The sequence below is a fragment of the Rhizobium sp. N122 genome, assembly GCF_002211295.1.
Lineage (GTDB): Bacteria > Pseudomonadota > Alphaproteobacteria > Rhizobiales > Rhizobiaceae > Rhizobium.
On record NZ_LOKU01000024.1, the window covers coordinates 16,927 to 36,292 of the forward strand.

Here is a 19,366-nt window from a genome sequence, read left to right on the forward strand (position 1 = left end):
GAATTGTGCGGTCCTAACAAAATGCTGGCTTGACGCATGATTGCTCAGCCACGTGACAAAGCAGGACAGGCACATGAAACACGTACGTCAATCGGAACGCACATCCCGCCCCGAACAGCCTGTGGAAGTGCAGATGGCGACTGATGCTCAAATCGACCAGGGGCGTGGAGCCTTCCGCAACGCGGTCAATGCCAGCCCTCCGCTTGCCACGGGCACGGCCCCGCCATTTTCGGAAGCCTCCGTTGTCCGGCCATCGCACGGTCACGACGCAGATGTCGCAAGTCTGAAGCAACCGTTTGAGAAGGCTTTCCGGGCGAATCCCCGGCATCCTGCGACAAACGTCGACTTGCCATTCAACGCCGAAGAGATGTCCAGTGCCGTCGTACTCGACGCGATCCCGTTACCCGTCTTCTTCAAAAACAGAGATGGGATACACCTTGGTTGCAACAGGGCCTTCGAAAGCTTCTCCGGCCGCTCAAAGGGAGATATTATCGGAAAAACCGTTTTCGATTTGGTGCCCGCACCCATAGCCGAGACGTATGCCGCGTTGGACGAGGCGCTTTTTGCAAATGGCGGTGTTCAGCAATATGAAGCAAAGGCCACCACCGAGAATGGTGGTGTCGTTGATCTTTTGCTCAGCAAGACCGCAATCACTGATATCGCTGGTAACAGGATCGGCTTGGTTGGCGCGATGTTGGACATCACAGAGCGAAAACGTGCGGAGCATGATCTTAAAGAGGCTCTTGAATTCGCAGAGGGAATTATTGCCGCCATTCCTGACGTTCTGTTCGAGGTAAATGCCGACGGTCGCTACCTGCAGGTCTGGGCAAGGAATCAGGAGATCCTGGCGCAGCGAAAAGAAGTGCTGCTCGGCAAGCTTGTCCGCGATGTGCTCCCTCCAGATCAGGCCGACATCGCTATGCTGGCTCTTGAAGAAGCCGATGAAACCGGCGCCTCCTACGGTCGTTGTGTCCGTATAGCCCTACCAAACGGCGAATCCCGTTGGTTTGAACTGTCGGTCGCAAGGCGACCAAGCAGCAATCACTCAACCGTCACTTTTCTGGTGTTATCTCGCGATATTACCGAACGAAAGCACGCCGAGGGCACGACTACTGAAGCTCGAGCTCGCCTCCTAAGTGTCCTGCAGACCATTCCGGATATGGTATGGCTGAAAGACGTAACAGGCAAATATCTGTTGTGCAATCATGCCTTCGAAGAATTGGTCGGCAAGGCAGAAGCGGAAATCGTCGGGAAAACGGATTATGACCTGTTTACTCCCGAACTCGCCCAGTTTTTTCGTGACAAGGATGAGGAGGCCATGCAAGCCGGCCGTATTCTCATCAATGAGGAACGGTTTACCGCTCACGAGGACGGTCGATCAACGCTTTTGGAGACTCGTAAGGTTCCGGTATTCACGGGGGGAAAGCTGATGGGGATCCTCGGCGTCGCCCGCGATATCACCGAACTGGACACGTCCCGTAAGAAAATCCATCAGATGGCATTCTACGATTCTCTGACCGGCCTGCCTAACCGGACACTTTTCAATGAACGGCTACGCGAGATGATCGGGGACGCGGCTTCGGCGGGCCAGCGAGCCGGGGTGATGCTGATCGACATGGACCATTTCAAAGCGATCAATGACACTATGGGACATCCCGTCGGTGACGAGTTGCTGCGGCAGGTGGCGACACGCATGAAAAAAGGCGTCCGTGCCAGCGACACCGTGGCGAGACTCGGTGGAGATGAATTTGCAGTCTTGCTGCCCAATGTTCAGGACAATGACGATTTGGCTCAAATTGCCAGCAGAATGCTTGCCGCATTCGGCGAACGCTTCATGCTTTCCGACAGGGAGATCTTTGTATCCTGCAGCATCGGGATATCGGTATTTCCAAATGACGGCGACGCTCCCGACGATTTGGTGAAATATGCGGATTCTGCGATGTATTTGGCGAAGCGCTCGGGGCGTAGCAACTTCCGCTTCTACTCAAAGGATCTCACGATTGGGGCTGAAAAGCGCCTAGCGCTAGAATCAGACCTACGCCTAGCTTTGAAACATGAGCAACTTGAACTCCATTATCAGCCAAAGGTCCTATTGGACAACGGAAAGGTGATCGGTTCAGAAGCACTGCTACGATGGCATCATCCGAAGATGGGATTGATCCCTCCGGGAGAATTCATAGGTGTCGCCGAGGAAACGGGATTGATCATCGATCTTGGACGATGGGTGCTGCATGAGGCGTGTTGCACGGCTGCCGTCATGAATGCAGATGGACTGCCCCCGCACAAGATTGCGATAAATTTGTCTCCTAAGCAGTTTCAATGCCCGCGTTTGTCGCAAACGGTGGCGGACGTATTGCAGGAAACCGGTTGTCGTGCGGAGTGGATCGAGGTTGAAATAACTGAGAGTCTCCTGCTCCATAACTGCGAGGTCGTTTCGACGACACTCTCTCAATTGCATGCGAGCGGAATTTCCATAGCGATCGATGATTTCGGCACCGGCTACTCATCTCTGAGCTATTTGGCTAACTTTCCCATTGATACCCTCAAAATTGACCGGTCATTCATCAATCGATCCGACAAGCGAAGTAGAGAACTGGTCAAGGCAATTCTCTCAATTGCGCGCTGCCTAGGGCAAAATGTAGTCGCTGAGGGCGTGGAGACGGTCGATCAAGAAAAATTCTTGGCTGAAAGCGGCTGCGCTGTGGCACAGGGGTTCTACTATAGCAAGCCCATCCCGAAGTCCGAACTTCTCGCTGCAAACGCAGTGCCCGAGTTCTCTCGCGGTGATTCCCATCTTACGCCGATGCCCGCAGAGGAAGGGGTGGCACTCATGCGCTTGCCTCCCGCATCTGTTGGGACCCGAACCGCGTGAAGCCTACGGCTAACAGCGCGCAGGATCCACGCCACCTGCGGCGCTGTTTATACCGCACTCATCCAACGGAAGCCCAAACTACTCTGGGCGATTGGATAAAACGCGGACCAACAGGAACTACTGAAAACTTCAGGTGCTTTGATGTTCCGAAATATGCAGGCCCTGTACCGAATTGCGCGACGAAACATACGTTGACGTGTTTTCGCTTTCGATTGCCATTGCAAAGACTTGCCCAGTACAATCTACTATTCTGAGTCGATATCGTCAAAAGCATAACCGTGCAAAAGCTCATCCCATTTCCCCATCCGAATAGAAATTCTGCGGATTTGAAAAGTTCAACTGCGAATTCGAATGGCTCCGGACATTTCGACATCATCCAATCGCTGAAATCGGAACTTCACGATTTGGCTAGTGCCGTAAATCAGTTGGAGGCGCTATGTGAGTCATACCGATCCCAAGTTGATACGTGCTCGCAACCTGACTGAACGACTGAGCGTCCGCGCTTGTCATCGTATTCCCTATGACCCTCTCTGGGCGTGGCGGCCAGTGGTTCGTTGAATCTTGCCGAACGTTCCCGGATCGTACCACTTCCCGAAGACGGGAGCTTCAATTCGATCAACTCGAAACTTTCGGCCATTTGAACGGGTGGCGGAAAAAAACGCCAGCGATTGCGCCGTGATTTCGTAATGGTTCTGCCTATTTGCTGAAGGCGGTCGGCCGATTGGAATGCTCCATCAGACCTCAACTTACCGGCAGCAAGGACTGCAGGTTCGATAGCTTCTTTTCGTGGATGAGGATATACGGATCCTCGAACTCTACCCGCATCTTGTCCTGGTTGGCGACGAAGTAGGGGCTGAGGTACGCGGTCGAATTGCATGCGCGCGAAGACCACGAGTTTGGTCTCGGCGGTCTTGGCTTCCTCGACGAAATGGCACTCTCGTTGCTAACCTTCTCCATTGCGTCGACGAGGAACGGCCGCGCAAGGTCGATGCCACGCTTCGGGTCCATCGATTCATCCCGGACGCTCCCGCCTTGCGTAATAGACTGGATTTTTCATTTCTGCCTGGGTTTCAAACCAGTCTCGCCGTGGTGTTGCTGCATCCCGTCCTGCCCCGGCTTTTGGTCCTGCCAGGCTCGCGCCGCCCACAACGGCTTTGCCGTCCTCCACTTCGTTGCGGCCCTGCGGGTGCGGGCCGCGCTTGCAGCCCGGCTTTTGGACCGCCGTAGCAGGTCGCGATGGCCGCGACCTCGAACGGAGGTTCAGACATGAACAGGCAGCAATCCAATCAACGATCCGATATCTACAGCCGCATCACCACCAAGATCATCGCCGATCTCAAACAGGGCGTCCGTCCATGGACCAAGCCGTGGACGGCGGGAGGCGGGACGGCCGAGGTCAGCCGGCCACTGCGCCACAACGGCCAACCATACACCGGCATCAATGTTCTGCTCCTCTGGTCTGAAGCCATCGCCCGCGGCTTTGCATCGCCAAGGTGGATGACGTTTCGTCAGGCAATCGAGCTTGGCGGCGCCGTCCGCAGGGGCGAAACCGGCACAACCGTCGTCTTTGCCAGCTCTTTCATCCGCGCCGAGACGACGGAGACAGGCGCCGAAATCGAGCGGGATATCCCCTTTCTCAAAACCTACACCGTGTTCAACACCGATCAGATCACCGGGCTCAATGGCCTTGCCCATTCCATCGCCCGTGATCAGGATTGGATGAGCCGAATCGGTGCTGCCGGCCGCTTCTTTGCCAATACCGGCGCCCTGATCCGCCACGGTGGATCGGCGGCCTATTATGCTGCTGCTCCGGACTACATCCAGATGCCATGCGTCGACGCCTTCCGGCACGATGCCTCCTACGTCGCCGTCCTCAGTCACGAGATGACGCACTGGACCGCTGCACCGCGAAGGCTCGATCGGGATCTGAGCCGCTACGCGAAAGACAGGAGCGAACGCGCCCGCGAAGAGCTCATTGCCTTATCTTGACAGTCTGCACTAACTCTTGGCTTCATGCTCAGGTTGATTCACTCGCTGACGGAGGCGCTTTCCAGGCCGGACGCAGCGCTCCCAAATAGCTGGCGGAGGCCGGCCTGGAGAGTGCCGGGCAAGTTGAACTCCTTCGTTGATTCTGGGCTCCCCGGATGGGGGTCCGGGGGAAGGTTGAGCAACTTGTGGACAATGTAATCGCAGCTTTGAGTATCACCATTCAGGAGCGCAGATCATCGGCGGGGCTTGATGCCTATGTCCCGATGATCCTCTGCGATGGGGCGCTATACGATCCTGATCTGGACCGCTTTTTCCGCGACCTCCCTCTCAACGGCGTTCGCTCCCGCCATTCTCTTCGTGCCTATGGCTACGACGTTCTCGTCTGGGTTCGTTTTCTTTCGGAAGCCTGCGCGAAGACGATATGGCAAGCCGACCGGCATGATGTTCTTGCCTATCACCGCGTCCGGCGCCGCGCCGACGCTGGACAACGCATCTCCGCTGCCTCGTGGAACCGCGCCGTCGCCTGCCTCGACCGGCTATATCGCTGGGGTGTGCAGGAAGGACTGATCGCGGAAGCACCCTTCACGCATCGCTCGGTCTGGAGGCAGGGGTACGCTGGGCGGCGGTCGCAGGTGGCAGCGCGGAACGATGCCTATGAGCCCGCCGCGCGTCGAACCGACGTCAGTTTCGTCACGCTCGATGACTACCGACGGTTTCGGGACGTCGGCCTCAAAACGCTTTTGCCTGACGGCCACGTACGCCCTGGCGCCCGAGATCGCAACGGTATCCGCAATGCGCTGTTCGCCGATCTCCTGGTGACGACAGGTCTTCGGCTGGAAGAAGCATCATCCCTCTTCACCTCCGATCTCGGTTTCGGCGATCAGCGTCCGGGCCGTCAGGTCTGGCTGGATTTGGCGGATGCCCAGACCAAGGGTGATCGCGGTCGACAGATCCTCGTTCCCGCTCGACTGCTCCAGCAGGTGCGCGCCTATGTCGGTGTCGAACGTGCTCATGCCGTCACGAAGTTCCAGCAACGCTCTGCGTGGCGGTCGATCGACCGACCGATCTTCGTTCATCGGGATCGGCATGCTGCCCGGCTGCGGTTGCTTGATGGCGGCGATATCGCACTCGACCTGCTCGATCCGGAGGAACGCGGTCGGATCATTGTCTGCGACAGCGACGGCACGCCGAGCGAACCGGCGATATTATGGCTTTCGGAGATCGGCTTACCGGTGCAGCCGAACTCCTGGGAAGTCGCTTTCGCCCGTGCCTCCAGCCGGTGCAGATCCTTCGGTTTCGATATCAGCATCAGCCCGCACCAACTCCGTCACACCTTCGCCGTTCACATGCTGGCGATGCTCATTCAGCATCGCCTCCGCGATGCTGCCTTGCCTGCCGGGCTGATGGAGGGATATCGGCAAGTTCTTGGCGATCCTCTCCAGCAGGTGCAACGGCTTCTGGGCCATGCCAGCCTGACGACAACATATATTTACCTGGACCACATCGCGACGCGCTCCGATACCGTCGATGCGGCTGTCGAAGAACTCCTGGGACTGCTCCCCTCGGAGGCCACGCTATGAGGGGGCGCCCACGCAAGGGAACTGCGGTTCGTTTTGCGCCAGCCGATGGCGTTGTTCTTCCACACGCCAGCGATCCGGTGCTGGGTCTGCGCTTCAACATCGAGGCGCGGTATGGCGGGTCCGTCGAAGTTGATCTTGTCGGCGAGCATCCGAGACCCTTCGCCCTCGCGTTTGCAGGGGCTCTGCGCCGGCAGTCCGAGCTTGGTGGTCCGCTCGGCGCGCGGAGCACGATCAAGCAACACCTCCAGGCCTATCTCCGCTTTTTCGCATATCTGCGCGAGCATTCCACGGTAAAGACGCCCGCCGATCTGCGCGCAGATGATATCGATGGGTATGAGGATTTCCTCGCATTCGTCGGGATGACCCCGATCCACCGACACACTGTTCTCGCCAAAGCCATCCTCGCCCTGCGCTCGATAGACGCCGACCAGCCAAGGCTTCTGGATGAAGGTGTTCGTCGTCGCCTCAGCTACACTAGCTCACAATCCGCCGGCCGATCCCGACCGCGTGATGCCTATAGCCCGTTCGTTGCAAGGCAGCTTCGCGACGCTGCCCGTGGCGATATCGCCAGGATATTCCGGCGGATCGGGAAGCCGCTGGATGAAGACGACAACTATCCCAATCTTCGCAGAGTGACCGACGAGGCCAATGCCCGGATCGTCGCGTCCGGCAGGCTCAGCAGCGCAGACCCCGCCTTCAAAAGCCTCTATTTCATGAGGCTGCGGCGTGGTCTTCCGGTCTCGACCCTGGCCGAGGATCTACATGCAGGTTTCCATCTGCGTGCAATGGATATTCCTCCTCTGCTGACCTTCCTGTCACTGGAGACCGGCCTTGAGATCGAGTGCTGCAAGGCATTGACGGTCGACTGCCTTCAGAATTCCGGACCCGGCACGATCGAGATCGCCTATGTGAAGCGGCGGGCCCGCGGCGCTGAGCACAAGCACATCCGCGTCCGTGACGGTGGGATCGGAACACCGGGCGGTCTGATCCGCAAGCTGATCGAGGCAACGGCATTCACACGGCAGTTCGTGCCGAGCGAGAATCTTTGGCTCTATTATTATACCGGGCCTACGCAGCTCCGGGCGGGTATCGAGCATCCACATGAGCTCGTCGACCGATGGACCGCAGGCCATGGGATCGTCGATGACAATGGTGAACCTCTTCGTCTCGTTCTTTCCAGGCTGCGCAAGACCCACAAGGCGCTCTGGTATCTGAAGACCGAGGGTCATATGACCCGTTTCGCAGTCGGACATACGCCGGAGATCGCCGCTCGCCACTACGCGGATATCCCCTCGCTGCGACCGCTGCACGAAGCCACCATTGCCGAGGCATTCTCAGAAGTCGCGGCCGCTGCAGGTCCGATCGTTGTGGCGCCCGCCCGGGAAGATTCCTGGCGGCAATGCGATGCGACGCCGGAAGCGCGCGAGAACCGAGACGGTATCCTCAGTGGCGAGCAGGACGTTTGGCTGGCGGCATGCTCCGGGTTTGACCGCAGCCCGTTCGGAGACTCAGGCGAGCCCTGCCCGCAACCGTTCTGGGGCTGTCTCGAATGCCGTAACGCTGTCATCACCGCGCGCAAGCTGCCGGCTATCGTCGCGTTCCTGCGGTTTATCGAAGAGCAGCGGGCGGGTCTCTCCGCGGCGGATTGCGCCATGAAGTTTGGGCGTGCCCATGCTCGCATTGCCGGGCAGGTTCTGCCGGCATTCCCCGACAGTGTGGTTGCCGCAGCCCGTCGCGAGGCAGAAGTGCATCCCCTCTATCTCCCTCCGGAGGCCCGCCAATGAGGGGACTATCGTCAGCAGCCCGGCAATACGATCTGCGCCCGGTTCTCGCGACCGCTCCGTTGAAGCCTGGTTTCGATCGGGACGCTCTGTCGCGCTACAGTGATCCGAGCTGGGATCTCGGCCCGGCCGTGTTTCGGGAGAGCGCCCGTCGCTGTCATGTCACCGTGCATCTCGGGTCTGTCGGGGATACGAGCGTCCGCGAGGCGTTGCGCGAACTCCTCTATGCCCGGCTGAACGTCGATCTGCCGGGTCACCGCAAGATACTTCCTCCCGGCAGTGTCCGGCAGGCGTTCAACCGAGCGCGGCGCTTCTTCGATTTCGTGCGTGATGAACTCGGTGCTGTCGATCTTCACCTGGTCGATCAGCCACTCCTGGACCGATATGCCCGCCATCTCAGTGCCGATCGGGCCCGTCGGCCCGTCATTGTCGCGCAATTACTGGAAGTACCTGCCGATCTCTTCCTCTATCGCGACCATCTGCCCTCCGGAGGACTGCGGTTTCAACCTTGGCCCGGAAGATCACCTGCGCGTGTCGCGGGCTATCGTCACATCTGCGAGAACCGAACGCCGCGCATTCCCGAGACAATCATCTCACCGTTGCTGGCTTGGTCGATCCGGTATGTCACCGAGTTCGCCGCCGATATCTTCGCAGCCCGCGAGGAGATGGACCACCTCGAAGCTCACTGCACCTCACTCATCGAGCAGGACAGCGTTCTCGAACGTAAAGACCGGCGGCGCCAGCAGCGTAAGCGGCTTGAGGATTATTTCGGGCGGCTGCGCAGTGAAGGTCGCGGGGTGCCGGTCTGGGGCACTGCCCATAACGGCATGTTTCTCCGGCATCCCGAGACAGGAGAGCTGTCGCCACCCGTCAACGCCCACCTGCTTCACCTGCACATCGGTATCGACACGCTGGCCGAGCCGAAGATGCACATTCAACTCACGAACGGCGCTCCACGCCAGATCAGAGCTGCGGTGCTCGAGCTCGGTGTCGAGACTGGCGGCATGGATACACCCATCTCCATTCTTCCAGAGACCGGCAAGCCCTGGCGGTCTCGCTTCGATGCCAAGACCCTGGCGGCGGAAGAGCGCATGCTGCAATCAGCGGCCTATATTCTCTGTGCTTATCTGACCGGCATGCGAGATTGCGAAGTCCAGGCGATGCAGCGTGGATGCGTTTCTCTGACGCGCAGCGACGACGGCGTGATCATGCGCCATCGCGTGCAATCCGTCGCCTATAAGGGCAAGTCTGCCCAGGGTGAACCTGCCGGGTGGGTCACCATCGAGCCCGTTGCCAGAGCTGTCGAGGTTCTGGAACGCTTGTCTTTTCGGGTCGCTTCCGCCCGCGGCCTGATGACGCTCTGGCCCGTTCTGATCGCAAGGCCTGTTTGCAAGGACCACCTCTCGGCTGAGATCGTCCGCCAGCTCAACCGATTCCGAGATCACCTCAACGACCTGTTCGGAACACCCGACGAGCCAGCGGTCCCGAGCGGACCAGGTGGACAACCCTGGCGTATTACGACGCGGCAGTTCAGACGAACGATCGCATGGCACATCGCCAATCGTCCCTTCGGCACCATCGCCGGAATGATCCAGTACAAGCATGCCTCCGTCGCCGCTTTCGAAGGATATGCCGGCTCCAGCCGTTCCGGTTTCAGGGCGGAAGTCGAGAACCAGCGTAGCCTCGGCCAGCTCGACGACCTGTTGATCTATTTCGACGAGCGGCAGGCCGGAGCCAGGCTGTCGGGGCCTGCGGCGGTGCGGATCGCGAAGACGCTCGACAGCGTATCGGATGATCTCGGGCCGCTTCCGGCCATGATCGCTGATCGCGCCCGACTGCGCACCATGCTCGCGAGCCTCGCGCGGACCCTTCATGTCGGCGTGCTGGCCGATTGCTTCTTCGATCCCGGCATGGCCATGTGCCTGAAGCAGGCCACCAACAACGACAACAAATCGCCGCTAACAGCACTTTGCCAGCCAACGCGCTGTCCAAACGCCTGCATCACCGCTCGGCACCTGCCAGCATGGAAACGTATGGCTGACGATACTCGAAGCTTGTTGAAAGAGAAAAGGCTGTCAAAATTGCAACGGGAAGTACTAAGAAGTGAGCTTGGGCGCATACAGGCAGTTCTGGAGGGAGGGGGGCAATGACAGATTATATTATCCGTGCGTCATTACACGACGAGGCGAATGAGGGGTGGGTCTGGGTCGAAGATTTCCCGTCCCGAAGTTTGATAAAAATAATCCATCAGACAAATGATCGGAGCGTCGTTTGTCAGACCAGAAAGTTCGATAAGAACTTCTTGGATCGCTACAATGCCGAGGGTGCTGGCCGTATAGAGATCAACGAGCTGAAGCAAAACACCATCGTGATGTCTGGGTGGTATCGAGATGCCTTGGGAGGCTTTGGCACTACCGACAAGGATAACGAAACTGGCAAGGTAACACTCAATTTATGCCCGCTCGGGTGCTGGAAACCCTGGTACCAGATGCGTGCTGCGTCACATCATCCAGATATCGTCGTGAGGTTAGGGGTTCGTCTCGGTGCTATAGGAATCTGGGCGGGATTACTTAGCATTTGGCTGGGTCTGCTATCAATCGTTCAGCCCGGCGGATGTGCCAAACCGATAGCAGGGGTCAGCGGTCTTGTCGTGCTGCTCCTAGCGGGCTTCTTCCTAGTTGCTGCATGCTGGCCACCGAACACATCGCCAAGAGGCCGCCATGAGTGAACGAATTGCAATCCTCGGATGGGGCTCTTTGCTATGGGACGGGCGCCCAGATTTCGATAATTGGCATGGGCCGTGGCAATTCGACGGGCCGGTCTTGAAGATCGAGTTCTCACGTATTTCGTCGTCTCGCCTCGGAGCATTGACGCTTGTGCTGGATCCGATGAATGGCTCCGATAACCAGGTTGCCTATTGTCAAAGCTTGAGAAGTGACCTGTCGGAGGCTGTGGAGGATCTCCGCATCCGAGAAGGCACAAGCCTTGCCAATATTGGTTATATCCATCGGGATGGCCGCACACGATCGCGAGATGATGGGTCGGGCTCCATAATTAACGCTTGGGCGGTCACGAGAGCGTTCGATGCCGTCGTCTGGACCAATTTGCAGAGCAATTTCACGCAGAAGACCGGCAAGCCGTTTTCAATATCCGCTGCTGCGGAGCACATTCGATCGATTTCAGAAGATGGGCGCCGCGCGACGCTCGAATATGTCGCCAAGGCTCCAGATTTCATTGACACCCCTTTTCGCCGGTACTGCGCCACGTCCTGAACATCGTATTTTTCGGTTGACTGTCAGGATATATTGCCGAACTTGGTAGCTGCTTTCTCTGCGCCGATCTTGGTGTCGTTCCAGAGCTCGAACCGCGCCCCGACCACGCAAGCTATCTCGACAGCTGGCTCAAGGTTCTCGGCAACGACAAGCGCGCCATCTTTTCAGCGGCAGCTCATGCGCAACGGGCCGTCGACTACCTGCATGACCTGCAGCCGGATCTCAACAAGGAGGAGGCGGCTTGAGCCGCCTCCTTATCAGCCACCCGGACGCCGCCCACTGCCGCGACCCGACGGCCGCAAGCTCCTATCCCGCGAACCGGCGTCTAAAATCGTCACGCATTGACCTCGCGCAGCTAGTGGGGCGTATTCACCGGCATATTGAAGTGACGCGCGAAGTATTCCGACGGCGTCGTCATGCGGCCCCGTGGTGAGAACCAGCGCATCCCCTCGACCGTCGATGCTGAAAATCACGCTACTGTCCAGGCTTGCAACCTCCTCCGGCAGATCCTCCCTTAGCATCGCGATGGCGGAAGCCATCGTCCGCCGAGGGCGAACGAGAACGATGTCCCGCGCGAAGGAGTCGTCGTGCGTAGCATCGAGAGAAGCGTTGATGACAGCGGGTCGTCGGATGATTTATTTGGAACTAGCAAAAAATATTGCTTTGGCGCCCTCACCGGTAGGTCATGTTCCAGCCGAGTTCGCCGGTGCGCAACGCGCTCCATATGCTGAGCGGCGACGGAGATAGGGAACGCACGGGCGGGGGCAGTCGGTCCCGCCTCCCTTGACGGCCGCTATGCTGAGGCTCCTGCGGCTGCCCTTGTTCCGCCCTTAGCGGGGCGAGAATTCCCGAAATCCGCCTCACGGCGCCGCTATGCTAATTTCTCCGATACTCTTCATTGTTTGATTGCAACCCGCCTGCGGACGGGTTGCCTGATCGTCCCTGATGACTACCGGCAGCCATGCGATCGGGCTGGCGGATGATTCGGTATCTCGCCTCACTAAAGGCCGAAAATCAGTCAGTTTAACCCCGCCTCCTGGCTGGCGCGGAAAGAGCTCAGCTTGCTCAGGAGGTGCTGAGAGATCTCGAATTGCCGCGCCGTCCCCCGGCCCATGGCGTTCTTCCCCATCGTCTCCACCAGCATTCCCCGCTTTACCAAAAGGTCGACCGTCTCCTTCACACCGCTGCGTGTTAGCTCGGTAATCTCAATGATATTAGAGAGTGTTAGCTTCTGATGGGCCTGGGTCATCGTATAGAGGATCGTCATCATGCCGATCTGCTTCAGTCTCGCCTGCGGAGTCTCGTCCTCCAGCGGATGGTCGAGGATCTCATGGAGAATAAGTCCCGAGAAGGCAAGGTTGTGCAATTGCGTTTTAATCGCGCTTGTCATGTCATTTAACTATGTTATATACGACAGTATAAATGCGGGCAGGCGGATTGGGTCTCCCGAAACGCAATAGGGCGCCATCGTCTCGAAGGATCCTGTTCATGAAAAGCCTTCTCCTGAATTCACTGCTTACGGTCTGCTTCGTTGCGCCACCCTATCTTATTTTCGGCAGTAAAGCGCGGGCCGAGGATTGGGGATGCCAGGTTATTCTATGCCTTTCCAATCCCGGCGCGCCGACGCAATATGCAGAATGCCGGCCGCCGATCCAGAAGCTGTGGCGGGAGCTTGCCGAGGGGCACTCATTCCCGACCTGTAGCGGCGTCGGTTTTCAGAGTTCGCGGCCTGGCTATGAACCCTATTATTGCGATGCGGGGTACAAGCTCACGACTGATAGCGGTCGCGGCGGTCGGCAAGCAACCTGCGTATCGACATCGCCGCAGCCGGTGAGCAACAGCCTCTGCTGGGATGGGAACGACTATACTTCCCGCGACAATTCGGTCCTGTCGCCACATTGGCAGCGCGTGGACGGGCACCGCCAGTGCATCGGCTATCCGACAACGCGCCCGAATGTGCGATCGCAGCCGCACTATGTCGATGTCACCATCGACGGCGCCGGTAAACAGCGCGTTTGGTATTGACCGATGGGTGCTGCATTCGTCGAAATCGCGCAAACCTGCGCGCCGATGGTTCAGGTGGAGACGCTGGCCGGCATTGTCAGCCTTGAGAGCCGGTTTCAGCCCTTCGCCATCCGCATCAACAGCGGCCCACCACTCGCTGCTCAACCCGCATCGAAGGCGGAGGCGATCGAGGTCACGACGTCTCTGATTGCCGATCACCAGGATATTCAGATCGGGCTCGGCGGTATCGCGATAGAGGCGCTTCAAAAATTGAAGCTATCCGTCGCCGACGCCTTCGATCCCTGCATGAACCTCAAGGCCACGGCTACGCTTCTCGACGGATACTACCGCGCCGCATTACGCGCGGGGGATCCGGCTCAGGCCGAAAGGGTGATGCTCCAGTCCTATTATGGCCGCGATGATCGATCCCTCGGCGCCATGGTCAAATATGACGAGCAGGTACGCCAGGAAGTAAAGCAGTTATCGCCGACGCTTGCCTCGCTCACCATCGGCGAACGAGGTGACCAGGCCGGGTCTGGCGTGCCGACGCAAGATGAGGCGCCGCCGGCGCTTGCGAAACAATCCTCCCAAACCGCTGAGGCCGCATCCTGGGATGTTTTCAGCTCAGGGCGGCGATCCACGGTTCTCGTTTTCCAGAATGATTGATCGGAGCAAAGTGAATGATCTCCAAAGCCAGCCTTCGCCCCTTTGCCGCATCCACGCTGATGGCGGCCGCCATTGTCATCTGCCTGGTCGAGCCGGCCTTCGCCCAGGCCGCCGGCATCGAAACCGTGCTGCAGAACATCGTCGACATGCTGACCGGCAATATCGCCCGTCTGCTGGCGGTCATCGCCGTCATCATCATCTGCATTGCCTGGATGTTTGGCTACATGGATTTGAGGCGGGCCGGCTTCTGGATTATCGGGATCGGCGGCATTTTTGGCGCCACCGAGCTGGTCAACACCATCGTCGGAGGCTGACGGGCATGGCAAACGCTCCCAGCCTCGAAGAAGACATCCTGTTCCTCGCCTGCACCCGCCCGGCGACGATCGCAGGCGTGACGATGGAGGCGATGGGCGTCAACATCATGCTGACGACCATTCTCTACATCACAGCGGGGTCGATCGCCTATGCGCTGATCGGCGTCGTCTTCCACGTCGTGTTCCGGGCGCTCGTCAAGCACGACCACAACATGTTTCGGATCCTGATTGCGTGGATCGAAACCCGTGGCCGCTCCCGCAATGCCGCCTATTGGGGCGGCGCCACGCTCTCGCCTCTGACGCTCACCCGACGTTATGACGAAAGGGATCTCAGCTTTGTCTAACATTGCAACGCTCCGGTCGCGCGAGCTCGGGCCGGAAACCTTCATCCCCTATGTCAGGCATGTCGACGAGACGACCATTGCGCTCGAATCCCGAGCGTTGATGACGATGATCGCTCTCGACGGCGTTTCCTTCGAAACTTCGGACGTCAGGGACCTCAACGACCTGCACCGCAGCCTGAACACGCTCTATCGCAATATCGCTGACGAGCGGCTGGCGCTCTGGACGCATCTGGTGCGCCGCCGCGACAATGCTTATCCCGAGGGACGCTTCGCCAATCCCTTCTCCGACGGTCTGAACGCGCGATACCGCGAGCGCATGGTGAGGGAAGATCTGTTTCGCAACGATCTTTACCTCACCCTTGTCTGGCATCCCGGCCGGGATCCTGCCGAAAAGGCGGCCAAGCTTCTCTCCCGGCTGCGCAAGGCCCGCCGATCCGATACCGAGCTCGACGGGCAGGCCCTGAAGCATCTGCGTGACCGCGTGGCGGATGTCGTCGCCGGCCTGAAGCGCTTCGAGCCGCGGCTGCTCACCCTCCACGAACAGGACGGGATCCTGTTCTCCGAGCCGAGCGAAGTGCTCCACCAGATCGTCGGCGGCCGGCGGGAGCCGATCCCATTGACGGAGGGACGAATTTCCTCGGCAATCTATTCCGACCGGGTCATTTTCGGGCGCGAGACCGTCGAGATCCGTCACGAGGCCGACAGCCGCTATGCCGGCATGTTCGGCTTCAAGGAATATCCGGCGACGACGCGCAGCGGCATGCTCGACGCTATCTTGACCGCACCTTTCGAGCTTATCCTGACGCAGTCCTTCGCTTTCACCTCAAAGGCCGATGCCCGCACGATCATGGGCCGCAAGCAGAACCAGATGGTCAGCGCCGGCGACAAGGCGGCCTCACAGATCGAGGAACTCGGCGAGGCGATGGACGATCTCGAATCCAATCGCTTCGTTCTCGGGGAACATCATCTTGCGCTTGCCGTCTTCGCGCCCTCGGTCAAGGAACTGACTGATCACATGGCGAAAGCGCGGGCCTATCTCACCAGCGGCGGCGCGGTCGTCGCCCGCGAGGATCTTGGGCTCGAGGCTGCCTGGTGGGCGCAAGTGCCGGGCAATTTCCGCTACCGGGCGCGCTCGGGAGCGATCACGTCGCGCAACTTCGCAGCCCTTGCTCCCTATCATTCCTATCCGGCGGGCAAGAAGGACGGCAACGAGTGGGGACCGGCGGTCGCCATGCTCAAGACCGCGTCCGGCTCGCCCTTCTATTTCAACTTTCATCACGGCGATCTCGGCAACAGTTTCGTCTGCGGTCCGTCGGGCGCCGGCAAGACGGTGCTCTTGAATTTCATGCTGTCCCAGCTCGAAAAGCATGACCCGCATATGGTCTTCTTCGACAAGGACCGTGGCGCCGATCTCTTCGTGCGGGCGGCCGGCGGCACCTATCTGCCGCTGAAGAATGGTGTCGCCACCGGCTGCGCGCCGGTGAAAGCACTGGAATTCACTGCGGAAAACAAAGTATTCCTCACCGGTTGGATCGCCAAGCTGGTCCGATCCGGATCTGGCGAATTGTCGATCACCGAGTTGCGCGACATCACCTCGGCGGTCGACGGGGTGGCGGACCTGCCGGTGGAGCGTCGCTCCATCGGCGCCCTGCGCACCTTCCTCAACAACACCGATCCCGAGGGCATTGCCGCACGTCTCCGACGATGGGAAAAGGGCGGCCCGCTCGGCTGGGTATTCGACAACGAGGCTGACGATATCGGCATCGGCGCCAGGTTCATCGGCTACGACATGACCGATTTCCTCGACAATGAGGAGATCCGCACGCCGTTGATGGCCTACCTGTTCTATCGGATCGAGCAGCTGATCGACGGGCGTCGCATCATCATTGTCATCGACGAGTTCTGGAAGGCGCTGCAGGACGAAGGCTTTCGTGATCTCGCCCAGAACAAACTCAAGACGATCCGCAAGCAGAACGGTCTCATGCTGTTTGCGACCCAGAGCCCGCGCGATGCCATCGTCTCGCCGATCGCCCACACGATCATCGAGCAGTGCCCGACACAGATCTTTCTTCCGAACCCGCGCGGCGACCGCGCCGACTATGTCGACGGCTTCAAGCTGACGGAGCGCGAATTCGAGCTCGTCTCGCGCGAACTCTCCGTCGAGAGCCGCCGGTTCATCGTCAAGCAGGGGCACAACAGCGTTGTCGCCGAGCTGAACCTCAACGGCTTCGACGACGAACTTGCCATCCTCTCCGGCCGGACCGCCAATGTCGAGCTTGCCGATGCTATCCGTTTGGAGATCGGCGAGGGACGGGAGGACTGGCTTGCCGTGTTTCATCAGAGGAGGAAGACAGCATGATCCGAACAGGAACGATGCGGCCATTGTTTGTATCGGCCGCTCTTTTGGCGTCGGCGATGCTAGCATCGGCGCAGGGCATCCCCGTCATCGATCAGACATCGATCGCCAAGCAAATCGAGAGCATCGCGCAGCTGAAGTCCCAGCTCGACGCCTTGAACCAGCAGCTCCAACAAGCCCAGCAGCTCTACGGCTCGCTGAACAAGATCACCAACATGGCCGACGTCGCCAACCTGCTGAACGATCCGTCGATCCGCAAGGCGCTTCCGCAGGACTTCAACGCGATCGAGGGGCTGTTCAAAGGTTCCGGCAGCGGCGTCTTCGGTAGTTCCGCTTCCAAATTCCTTCAAGACAATTCCACCTACCGCACCGATGCCGACGATTTCTATGCGCAGGAACTGTCGCGCATCCAGAACCAGAACGCCGGGCAGATGAGCCTCGGCCGGCAGATCTACGATGCGGCGACCAAGCGCATCGGCGGCATCGATGAGCTTCGCCAGAAAATCTCCGGTGCTGCCGACGCCAAGGACATCGCCGATCTGCAGGCCCGCCTCCAGGCCGAGACCGCCTTCTTGCAAGCCGACGTCCTGCGCATGCAGGGCCTGCAGATGGTCCAGCAGGCTCAGGTGCAGGTCGATGACCAACGCAAGGCTGAGGACTGGCGCAAGCGAATGGACACGATGGGAGCGGCGCTGAAATGAAGTGGCTTCTTTCTAGCGCGGCCATGCTTTTACTGGCGGCCTGCTCCCCACAGGCGGATAACATTTACACCGTCGATGAGCTCATGGCGGACGATGGTCTGCTCGCTAGGATTATCGGCGAATGCCGTAACAATCCCGGAGAACTCCGCGATACGCCCAATTGCCGCAACGCCGAGGCAGCCGACGGCAATCTGCGGCTGGAGCGGATGGGCAAATCGTTGGGAGGCTGACGATGTATCAGGTCTTCAGCTTCGTCGACGGACAGTTCAAGACACCGCTGGAAAACTTCATTTCCTCCGGCACCTCGAATATCGCCAACTGGGTCAGCGGCCCGCTGACGGCGGCACTCACCCTCTATGTCGTGCTCTACGGCTATCTCGTCCTGCGCGGCTCCGTGCAGGAGCCGATCCTCGAATTCGCCTTCCGGGCGATGAAGCTCGCCATCATCGTCATGCTGGTGAGGAACGCCGGCGACTATCAGACCTACGTCACCAATATCTTCTTCGATGCGCTGCCGCGCGAAATCTCGCAGGCGCTGAATTCGGGCACGGCGCCGAGCGCGTCGACCTTCGACAGCCTGCTCGATAAGGGCCAGAAATGCGCCAAAGAGATATGGTCGCGGGGCTCCTGGCCTATCGATATCGTCACCGGCGTGGGCGGCCTACTGGTTATCGGCGGAAGCTTTCTTGTCGCGGCGATCGGTTATATAGTTTCGCTCTATGCCCGGCTGGCGCTTGCCATCGTGCTGGCAATAGGTCCGATCTTCATCGCGCTCGCCATGTTCCAGTCGACCCGCCGGTTCACCGAATCCTGGATCGGCCAGCTCGTCAATTTCGTCATCCTTCAGGTCCTGGTCGTTGCCATCGGCTCGCTGCTGATCACCTGCATCGATACGACGTTTACGGCGATCGAAGGTTATAGCGACGTGCTGATGCGGCCGATCGCGCTCTGCGCCATTTGCGTCGCCGCACTCTACGTCTTCTACCAACTGCCCGGCATTGCTTCGGCTCTTGCGGCGGGCGGGGCGTCGCTCACCTACGGCTACGGCGCCGCCCGCGATGCGCACGAAAGCACGCTCGCCTGGGCGACATCCCACACAGTCAGAGCGGTCGGCCGCGGCGCGCGTTCCGTCGGCCGCCGCCTGACGCCAGGCCGGACCGAATGACGGTCACCAACGCTTCAGACAATTGAACAGGTTTTTTCGATGCTTCGTATCGTTTTGTCGTTTTTGCTGACCGCCGGTCTCGTAGGCTGCGGTTCGATTTCCCACCCGCTACCGAAATGTGATGGTTATTCCCGCCGGCCGCTGAACCGCGCCATGTGGCAATGGCAGGACAGTGGAGGCGAGCAGCCGGCGACCCGGGCCGTTCCCGCTGAGCCGACCAGTCACGCCGCCGCCTATGTGCCGGAACCATCCTCAGGCACACCGGCCGCTTTCGCGCATTTCGATGTCGCGAGCTCCTACCGTCCATGCGAGGGCGAGTGAC

At 59.4% G+C, this 19,366-nt stretch carries 16 protein-coding genes and 3 pseudogenes; 17 read left to right on the forward strand and 2 right to left on the reverse strand.

Annotated elements, in window-relative coordinates; translation table 11 throughout:
- Positions 1 to 73 precede the first annotated feature (73 nt).
- Positions 74 to 2,872, forward strand: coding sequence for a bifunctional diguanylate cyclase/phosphodiesterase (locus ATY75_RS18780; protein WP_088938741.1), 2,799 nt, complete (start codon positions 74 to 76; stop codon positions 2,870 to 2,872).
- A gap of 744 nt (positions 2,873 to 3,616) precedes the next feature.
- Here the strand turns inward: ATY75_RS18780 and groEL are convergent.
- Positions 3,617 to 3,844, reverse strand: a pseudogene (groEL, locus tag ATY75_RS18785) (chaperonin GroEL); the annotation flags it as partial.
- Between the two features lie 294 nt (positions 3,845 to 4,138).
- Here groEL and ATY75_RS18790 point away from each other — a divergent pair.
- From ATY75_RS18790 to ATY75_RS18820, 7 genes and pseudogenes are all read left to right on the forward strand, one after another.
- Positions 4,139 to 4,852: pseudogene (locus tag ATY75_RS18790) on the forward strand (ArdC-like ssDNA-binding domain-containing protein); the annotation flags it as partial.
- Positions 4,853 to 5,016: 164 nt separating this feature from the next.
- Positions 5,017 to 6,441, forward strand: a complete 1,425-nt coding sequence (locus ATY75_RS18795) for a site-specific integrase (RefSeq protein ID WP_088938742.1) — start codon at positions 5,017 to 5,019, stop codon at positions 6,439 to 6,441.
- Positions 6,438 to 8,225, forward strand: coding sequence for a hypothetical protein (locus tag ATY75_RS18800; protein ID WP_088938743.1), 1,788 nt, complete (start codon positions 6,438 to 6,440; stop codon positions 8,223 to 8,225). Before ATY75_RS18795 ends, ATY75_RS18800 begins: the two co-directional genes overlap by 4 nt.
- Positions 8,222 to 10,372, forward strand: coding sequence for an integrase (locus ATY75_RS18805; RefSeq protein ID WP_088938744.1), 2,151 nt, complete (start codon positions 8,222 to 8,224; stop codon positions 10,370 to 10,372). Before ATY75_RS18800 ends, ATY75_RS18805 begins: the two co-directional genes overlap by 4 nt.
- Complete coding sequence (locus ATY75_RS18810) at positions 10,369 to 10,950, forward strand: hypothetical protein (protein ID WP_077991337.1); 582 nt, start codon at positions 10,369 to 10,371, stop codon at positions 10,948 to 10,950. Before ATY75_RS18805 ends, ATY75_RS18810 begins: the two co-directional genes overlap by 4 nt.
- Positions 10,943 to 11,494, forward strand: coding sequence for a hypothetical protein (locus tag ATY75_RS18815; protein ID WP_077991339.1), 552 nt, complete (start codon positions 10,943 to 10,945; stop codon positions 11,492 to 11,494). Before ATY75_RS18810 ends, ATY75_RS18815 begins: the two co-directional genes overlap by 8 nt.
- A gap of 32 nt (positions 11,495 to 11,526) precedes the next feature.
- A pseudogene (locus ATY75_RS18820) lies at positions 11,527 to 11,739 on the forward strand (zincin-like metallopeptidase domain-containing protein); the annotation flags it as partial.
- 773 nt (positions 11,740 to 12,512) lie between these two features.
- Here ATY75_RS18820 and ATY75_RS18830 read toward each other — a convergent pair.
- Positions 12,513 to 12,884 carry a MarR family transcriptional regulator gene (locus ATY75_RS18830; RefSeq protein ID WP_088938745.1) on the reverse strand — a complete coding sequence of 124 codons (372 nt, stop codon included), beginning with the start codon at positions 12,882 to 12,884 and terminating at the stop codon, positions 12,513 to 12,515.
- 98 nt (positions 12,885 to 12,982) lie between these two features.
- Here ATY75_RS18830 and ATY75_RS18835 point away from each other — a divergent pair, with 98 nt between their 5' ends.
- The 9 genes from ATY75_RS18835 to ATY75_RS18875 are packed head-to-tail and all read left to right on the forward strand — an operon-like array spanning position 12,983 to position 19,365.
- Positions 12,983 to 13,519, forward strand: coding sequence for a hypothetical protein (locus tag ATY75_RS18835; protein ID WP_088938746.1), 537 nt, complete (start codon positions 12,983 to 12,985; stop codon positions 13,517 to 13,519).
- A gap of 3 nt (positions 13,520 to 13,522) precedes the next feature.
- Positions 13,523 to 14,164, forward strand: a complete 642-nt coding sequence (locus ATY75_RS18840) for a transglycosylase SLT domain-containing protein (RefSeq protein ID WP_004673406.1) — start codon at positions 13,523 to 13,525, stop codon at positions 14,162 to 14,164.
- A gap of 14 nt (positions 14,165 to 14,178) precedes the next feature.
- Positions 14,179 to 14,478: a TrbC/VirB2 family protein gene (locus ATY75_RS18845; protein WP_004673407.1), complete on the forward strand. Its 300-nt coding sequence runs from the start codon at positions 14,179 to 14,181 to the stop codon at positions 14,476 to 14,478.
- Between the two features lie 5 nt (positions 14,479 to 14,483).
- A complete protein-coding gene (locus ATY75_RS18850; RefSeq protein ID WP_018247156.1) occupies positions 14,484 to 14,822 on the forward strand; it encodes a type IV secretion system protein VirB3 in 339 nt (112 codons plus the stop codon).
- Complete coding sequence (locus tag ATY75_RS18855) at positions 14,815 to 17,181, forward strand: VirB4 family type IV secretion system protein (protein WP_004673411.1); 2,367 nt, start codon at positions 14,815 to 14,817, stop codon at positions 17,179 to 17,181. Before ATY75_RS18850 ends, ATY75_RS18855 begins: the two co-directional genes overlap by 8 nt.
- Positions 17,178 to 17,879 (forward strand): P-type DNA transfer protein VirB5, encoded by a 702-nt coding sequence (gene virB5, locus ATY75_RS18860; protein WP_088938747.1) that lies wholly within the window; start codon positions 17,178 to 17,180, stop codon positions 17,877 to 17,879. The genes ATY75_RS18855 and virB5 overlap by 4 nt, the downstream gene beginning before the upstream one ends.
- Positions 17,876 to 18,109 carry an EexN family lipoprotein gene (locus tag ATY75_RS18865; protein ID WP_088938748.1) on the forward strand — a complete coding sequence of 78 codons (234 nt, stop codon included), beginning with the start codon at positions 17,876 to 17,878 and terminating at the stop codon, positions 18,107 to 18,109. The genes virB5 and ATY75_RS18865 overlap by 4 nt, the downstream gene beginning before the upstream one ends.
- A 2-nt stretch (positions 18,110 to 18,111) precedes the next feature.
- Positions 18,112 to 19,044 (forward strand): type IV secretion system protein, encoded by a 933-nt coding sequence (locus tag ATY75_RS18870; protein ID WP_190241383.1) that lies wholly within the window; start codon positions 18,112 to 18,114, stop codon positions 19,042 to 19,044.
- Between the two features lie 39 nt (positions 19,045 to 19,083).
- Positions 19,084 to 19,365 (forward strand): hypothetical protein, encoded by a 282-nt coding sequence (locus ATY75_RS18875; protein ID WP_088938749.1) that lies wholly within the window; start codon positions 19,084 to 19,086, stop codon positions 19,363 to 19,365.
- The last annotated feature ends 1 nt before the right edge of the window (position 19,366 follow it).